The 6,228-nt window shown below is 30.2% G+C and carries 8 protein-coding genes; all 8 read left to right on the top strand.

The annotated features are described in order from the left end of the window. The coding region (locus tag BOW55_RS14500; RefSeq protein WP_129024693.1) for a glycosyltransferase at positions 1–496 on the top strand (496 nt) is incomplete at its 5' end. A gap of 84 nt (positions 497–580) precedes the next feature. After that, positions 581–1,369 carry a glycosyltransferase family 2 protein gene (locus tag BOW55_RS14495; RefSeq protein WP_129024692.1) on the top strand — a complete coding sequence of 263 codons (789 nt, stop codon included), beginning with the start codon at positions 581–583 and terminating at the stop codon, positions 1,367–1,369. A 1-nt stretch (position 1,370) separates the two neighbouring features. Continuing rightward, entirely contained in the window at positions 1,371–2,168 is a 798-nt protein-coding gene (locus tag BOW55_RS14490) for an NAD-dependent epimerase/dehydratase family protein (RefSeq protein WP_206733611.1), read from the top strand. Between the two features lie 127 nt (positions 2,169–2,295). After that, positions 2,296–3,267 carry a glycosyltransferase family 4 protein gene (locus BOW55_RS14485; protein WP_129024691.1) on the top strand — a complete coding sequence of 324 codons (972 nt, stop codon included), beginning with the start codon at positions 2,296–2,298 and terminating at the stop codon, positions 3,265–3,267. Next, positions 3,257–3,688, top strand: a complete 432-nt coding sequence (locus BOW55_RS14480) for a WxcM-like domain-containing protein (RefSeq protein ID WP_129024690.1) — start codon at positions 3,257–3,259, stop codon at positions 3,686–3,688. The genes BOW55_RS14485 and BOW55_RS14480 overlap by 11 nt, the downstream gene beginning before the upstream one ends. After that, complete coding sequence (locus BOW55_RS14475; protein WP_129024689.1) at positions 3,678–4,805, top strand: DegT/DnrJ/EryC1/StrS aminotransferase family protein; 1,128 nt, start codon at positions 3,678–3,680, stop codon at positions 4,803–4,805. Before BOW55_RS14480 ends, BOW55_RS14475 begins: the two co-directional genes overlap by 11 nt. A 15-nt stretch (positions 4,806–4,820) precedes the next feature. Further along, entirely contained in the window at positions 4,821–5,369 is a 549-nt protein-coding gene (rfbC, locus tag BOW55_RS14470) for a dTDP-4-dehydrorhamnose 3,5-epimerase (protein WP_129024688.1), read from the top strand. After that, positions 5,369–6,214, top strand: coding sequence for a dTDP-4-dehydrorhamnose reductase (gene rfbD, locus BOW55_RS14465; protein ID WP_129024687.1), 846 nt, complete (start codon positions 5,369–5,371; stop codon positions 6,212–6,214). Before rfbC ends, rfbD begins: the two co-directional genes overlap by 1 nt. Positions 6,215–6,228: the final 14 nt, after the last annotated feature.

Here is a 6,228-nt window from a genome sequence, read left to right as displayed (position 1 = left end):
GAATTATGTAGATAAAATAAATGAATTGAAAGAGAGGGAGCTAGTAATCATTGGATCTTATGCCGCACTAAATAAACGAAAAGGAATTGATCAAATTGTAAGATTATTGGATATAAGAGATGATTTGTCCTTGGTATTTATTGGAGAAGGAAAAGAAATCAAAAATTTACAATATCTAGCTCAAAGTTTGGGAGTTGCGGATCGACTAGTTTTTTTGCCATATACGCTAAAACCTTACGGATATGTGCATTTATTTGATATTTATGCTATGCCATCAAGGAGTGAAGGATTTGGTTTAGCACTAGTTGAAGCAGCATTAACAAAAACCTCTATTATATGTTCGGATATTCCCGTTTTTCATGAAATCTTTAATGAAGATGAAGTTTCTTATTTTAAATTAGAAGACATAGATTCTTTGAATGTTGCAGTTACTGAAGCTTTAAATAAAAGAAGTTTAAAATCTAATAATGCTTTCGAAAAAGGCAAAAAAATTTAGTAGGTGAAATTATGGGAGCTAATTATTTAGATTTTTATAATAAAGTTTTACAGTAAAGAGTTAAATTTTTTATTTCAATAAACAATGAAGATTAAAATTACATCGTGTATAGTTTTGTATAAGAATGATATAAAAATGCTACAAGAAGCAATCAACTCATTTTTAAATACAGAATTGAATGTAAAGTTGTATCTAGTAGATAATTCACCAACAGATGAATTAAAAATTCTCGTTACTGATAAAAGAATAGAATATATCCATAACCCATCTAATCCTGGTTTCGGCGCCTCACATAATATTGCAATTCAGAAAGCTTTTAATTTAGAATCAGATTATCATTTAGTACTTAATCCAGATATTTATTTTGAACAAGGAACATTAGAGAATCTTTGTGAGTTTATGGATACTAATCAAGATATTGGACATGTAATGCCAAAGGTTACTTATCCAAACGGAGAGTTTCAACACTTGTGCAAAACAAATCCTACTTTTTTTGATTTGTTCGCAAGAGGATTTATGCCTTCTTCTCTAAAAAAAATATTTAAAAAAAGAATGGATAAATATGAGTATAGAGATCAAGACTATAATTGCACGATACTTGATATACCTTATTTATCTGGTTGCTTTATGTTTTTAAGAACTAACATTCTAAAAAAAGTTGGGTTATTTGATGATAGAATTTTTATGTATCTTGAAGATGCAGATTTAACTAGACGATTTTTAGAAGTATCTACTACAGCTTATTATCCTGAGGCTCATGTTTATCATCATTTTGCTAAATTAACTCATAAGAAATTAAAGTTTAAGTGGATAACAGTAGAAAGCGCAATTATATATTTTAATAAGTGGGGTTGGCTAAAAAGTTTTTATTAAAATGGATATATTACTAACAGGCGCAAATGGGTTTTTAGGAAAAGCAATATTGGATGACAGTTGCAAAAATCATAATGTTAAAACTCTATCTAGAACATTTGGGGATTATAAAATTTCATTAGAAAAACAAATTCCAGTTTTTGAAGAAAATTTTGATCTTGTTATTCATGCCGCTGGTAAGGCACATGTGGTACCAAAGACAGAATTGCAAAAAAAAGAATTTTATGATGTGAATGTTTTGGGAACTTTAAATTTAATAAAAGGGCTAGAAAATACTTTTTTACCTAAACAATTTATTTTTATAAGTTCAGTATCGGTATACGGACAAGATGTTGGACAAGATATTAATGAAGAATTCCCTCTACTGGCTTCTGATGCATACGGATTAAGTAAAATTGAATCTGAAAAAGCGGTTTTAGATTGGTGTAAAAAGCATAAAATTATATGTACTATTCTTCGTCTGCCATTATTAGTTGGAAAAAGACCTCCAGGAAATCTAGGAGCAATGATAAAGGCCATTGATAAAGGGTTTTATTTTAATATTGATAAAGGAAGGGCGAGGAAAAGTATGGTTTTGGTGGAAGATGTGGCTTCATTTATCTCTATTTGCGCAAATTCTGGAGGAATTTATAATTTAACTGATGACATTCATCCTAATTTTAACGAATTAAGCTTAGCTCTTTCTAGCAAAGGAAACCATTATTTAAGTATTCCATTATGGGTAGCAAAGACGATAGGAGAAGTAGGAAATGTTTTAGGAGAAAGAGCCCCGATAAATTCGTTAAAAGTAAAAAAATAACCTCAAATTTAACATTTGATAATTCTAAAGCTAAAAAACTTTTTAATTGGAAACCCAAATCAGTTTTGGATTATCTTGAAAGAGTTGATATTAGAGAGTTAGAAAAAAATAAATAGATTCGTGAAAAATGGAATATACACTTTTAGGAATTATTTTAATGATTATCATGTTACTTTATTTCAAAGTAGCAAATCGTTTTAATATAATTGACAAACCTAATCAAAGGAGTTCACATACAGAAGTAACGCTAAGAGGAGGAGGAATTATTTTCTGGTTTTCAGTTTTGCTTTATTTCGTTCAGCATATCCAAACTAATTATTTTTTCTTTACCGGAATAACATTAGTGAGTTTGGTTAGTTTTTGGGACGATATTCAAAGTCTATCCAATAAGATAAGAATTTCGATTCATTTTCTTTCCATCACCTTGATTTTTTTCGACTTGGGGCTATTCGGTTTATTTCCAATCTGGGGTATTGCAATAGCATATGTTTTATCAATAGGCTTGATTAATGCCTATAATTTTATGGATGGAATTAATGGCATTACAGGACTGTATACTCTTGTAGTAATGGGAGCATTGCTATATGTCAATACAAATATTCAGCTTTTTACAGATGGTGATTTTATAAAATACGCAATAATTGCGAGCATAGTTTTTTTGTTCTTCAATTATAGAAAAAAAGCAAAATGTTTTGCAGGCGATATTGGAAGTATTGCCATCGCATTTTGGGTGATTTATTTAGTTCTTAAACTAATTCTTGTAACAGAATCACTTATTTGGTTACTATTTTTAGCAGTATATGGAGTTGATTCGGTTTGTACAATCTTACATAGACTTTATCTTAGACAGAATATTTTTGAAGCACATCGATTGCATCTGTATCAAGTATTAAGTAATGACTATAAAATACAACATAGAGTAGTGTCACTTCTTTATGCTTTAGTTCAAATGGGGATTTCTTTTTTAGTGGTTTTTCTCTATCAAAAAGTTAAAGATAATCTTGTGTTTTTAATAGTAATTTTGCCTTTACTTTTTATTTATTCCTCGAAATTTTATTTATTAAATAAAAAGAATTTGCGACTAAATCATGGAGCCTAAAATAATTCAAGGAGGAAATTTCTCCGATCATCGTGGTACAATTTCTTATGTAAATGATTTTAGTTTTTCGGATATTGAAAGATTTTATATTATAAGTAATTCTGAGGAAAATCCTATTCGTGCTTGGCAAGGACATAAATTAGATACTAAAAATTTTTATTGTCTTTCGGGGTCTTTTAAGATTCATTTTATTAAAATTGATAATTGGGAGAATCCTTCAAAGGATTTGGATATGGAGACCGTTTTCGTCTCCGAATCTGATAGTAAAATTGTTCACATACCAGCTGGTTATGCAAATGCGGTAGAATCTCTTGAAGTAAACTCAAAATTGATGTCGTTTTCTACATTGCCATTAAGTAATGTTAGTAAGGACGATGTTCGTTATCCATCAGATTATTGGTCTATTAATAATGGACAATAAAAGAATCTATTTGTCACTGGCTCAGGAAAGTGGATACGAGAAAAAGTATATTCAGAGAGCTTTAAAATCAAATTGGATTACTTCAGGCGGTCCTAATGTCGATGAATTTGAGGATGAACTTCAAGATTATTTTAAAAACAACAAAATTGTTACAGCATCAAATTCAGGAACGTCTGCCATACATCTAGCATTAATTTTATTAGGTGTTAAAACTGGAGATGAGGTAATTTGTCAGAGTATGACTTTTGCAGCTTCGGTAAATCCAGTTTTATATCAAAATGCATACCCGATATTTGTAGATAGTGAAATAGATACGTGGAATATCTGTCCAGAAAATCTTGAAATTGCTATAAAAGATCGAATAAAAAAAGGAAAAAAACCAAAAGCAATAATAGCAGTGCATTTATATGGAATGCCTTATAAAATAGATGAGGTTCATTCAATTGCTGATAAATACGGAATACCAATTATAGAAGATAGCGCCGAAGCTCTTGGGAGCAGTTACAAGGGGAAAAAATGTGGTAGTTTTGGAACTTTTGGTATTTTATCTTTCAATGGAAATAAAATTATTACTACATCGAGTGGGGGAGCATTAATTTCGAGTTCCAAAAATATAAAAGAAAAAGCTATTTTTTATGCAACTCAATCAAAAGATTCAGCTGTAGACTATCAGCATAGTGAAATAGGCTATAATTATAGAATGAGTAATATTTGTGCAGGAATTGGTCTTGGACAAATTAAAGTTTTAGAAGAGAATATTCATCTTAGACGGGATAATCATTTATTCTATATAGAAATTTTTAAAGACATTAAAAATGCTCGACTCTTTAATAATCCAAATGATATTTTTTTTTCTAATTATTGGCTAAATACAATATTACTAGAAACAAAGGAAGAGAGGGAGAACTTGAGGCTTGCTTTAGACGAAGCTAATATTGAGAGTCGGCCATTATGGAAACCGATGCATCTACAGCCAATTTTTGAAAAATACCCATATTATGGTAGTAAAATTGCTGAAGAATTGTTCGAAAAAGGCTTATGTTTGCCATCAGGCTCAAATTTAACTGATGCAGATAAATGCAGAATAAAAGAAGTTATAATTAATTTCTTTAAATAAATAAAAAATTATAGCATGAATATTGAAAAAACATTTATAGAAGATTTAGTAATTGTAGAGCCTACTGTGTTTGGTGATGAAAGAGGATACTTTTTTGAGTCTTATAGTAAAACTAAATTTGAAGATTTAGGAATTAATATTGAATTTGTTCAAGATAATCAGTCCTTTTCGAAAAAAGGAACATTAAGAGGCTTGCATTATCAAAATCCACCATTTGCACAAACTAAATTAGTTCGCGTTTTAGAAGGTGAGATTATTGATGTTGCAGTAGATTTAAGAAGAGATTCGCTAACTTATGGAAAAGCTTTTAGTGTTTTATTAACTGCTGAGAATAAAAAACAATTATTAGTGCCACAAGGATTTGCTCACGGGTTTTCTGTTATCAGCAAAACAGCTTCAGTAATGTATAAATGCGATCAGTTTTATAATAAAGCTTCTGAAGGCGGAATTAAATATGATGACCCTTCTTTAAATATTGATTGGGGAATGAATTTAGAGGACGCAATAGTTTCAGACAAAGATCAAATACTTCCCTTTATCGATAATTGCAATAGTTTGTTTTAATGAAAAAAATTCTTGTAACCGGAGCAACAGGTCAGTTAGGATCAGAATTATTGGTTTTGTCCCCTTCTTATTTGAGGTATGAATGGATATTTGTTGATCGAACAAAAGCGACATTGGATGATTTAGATTTATTGGAATCACAATTAGCAGCAATTAAACCAGATGTAATATTTAACTGCGGGGCTTATACTGCTGTTGATAAAGCTGAATCAGAAAAGGAATTAGCATTTAAGGTCAATTATTTAGCAGTAGAATTAATTGCTAAGTATACCGCAAAAAATAATGCCAAATTAATTCATATTTCGACAGATTACGTTTTTGATGGTTCGTCTTCAATTGCTTTAGATGAAGAGGCAGCAACAAATCCCATAAATGTTTATGGTGAAAGCAAACTGGCAGGTGAGAAGGCCTGCTTAAAAGAAAATCCCGAATCGATTATTATTAGAACTTCTTGGGTTTACAGTAAATTTGGAAACAATTTTGTAAAAACGATGCAACGATTAATGCAAGAGAGAGAGGAGATTAATGTTGTAAATGACCAGATTGGTTCACCAACTTATGCTGCAGATTTAGCAAAGGCAATGATTGATATAGTTGAATCTTCTAAATGGATTCCAGGAATTTATAATTATTCGAACGAAGGCGAAATTAGCTGGTACGAATTTGCGTTAAGTATTAAAGAATTTGGGCAATATAACTGTAAAGTAGGAGGAATTCCATCATCATCTTATCCTACTCCAGCAAAAAGACCAAGTTTTTCGTTGTTGAATAAAGAAAAAATAAAAACAGTTTATAATTTGGATGTTCCAGATTATAAGAAAAGTTTAAAAAAAATGTTTGTTTAAAATTTAAGACTAAG

It is taken from the genome of Flavobacterium sp. YO12 (assembly GCF_004119495.1).
Lineage (GTDB): Bacteria > Bacteroidota > Bacteroidia > Flavobacteriales > Flavobacteriaceae > Flavobacterium.
This window is presented reverse-complemented; position numbering and strand designations above follow the sequence as displayed.

What these genes read in the sequence shown, in the direction of transcription:
- BOW55_RS14495 (WP_129024692.1), top strand. Translation starts at nt 581, where the DNA reads ATGAAGATTAAAATTACATCGTGTATAGTTTTGTATAAGAATGATATA.
- BOW55_RS14490 (WP_206733611.1), top strand. Translation starts at nt 1,371, where the DNA reads ATGGATATATTACTAACAGGCGCAAATGGGTTTTTAGGAAAAGCAATA.
- BOW55_RS14485 (WP_129024691.1), top strand. Translation starts at nt 2,296, where the DNA reads ATGGAATATACACTTTTAGGAATTATTTTAATGATTATCATGTTACTT.
- BOW55_RS14480 (WP_129024690.1), top strand. Translation starts at nt 3,257, where the DNA reads ATGGAGCCTAAAATAATTCAAGGAGGAAATTTCTCCGATCATCGTGGT.
- BOW55_RS14475 (WP_129024689.1), top strand. Translation starts at nt 3,678, where the DNA reads ATGGACAATAAAAGAATCTATTTGTCACTGGCTCAGGAAAGTGGATAC.
- rfbC (WP_129024688.1), top strand. Translation starts at nt 4,821, where the DNA reads ATGAATATTGAAAAAACATTTATAGAAGATTTAGTAATTGTAGAGCCT.
- rfbD (WP_129024687.1), top strand. Translation starts at nt 5,369, where the DNA reads ATGAAAAAAATTCTTGTAACCGGAGCAACAGGTCAGTTAGGATCAGAA.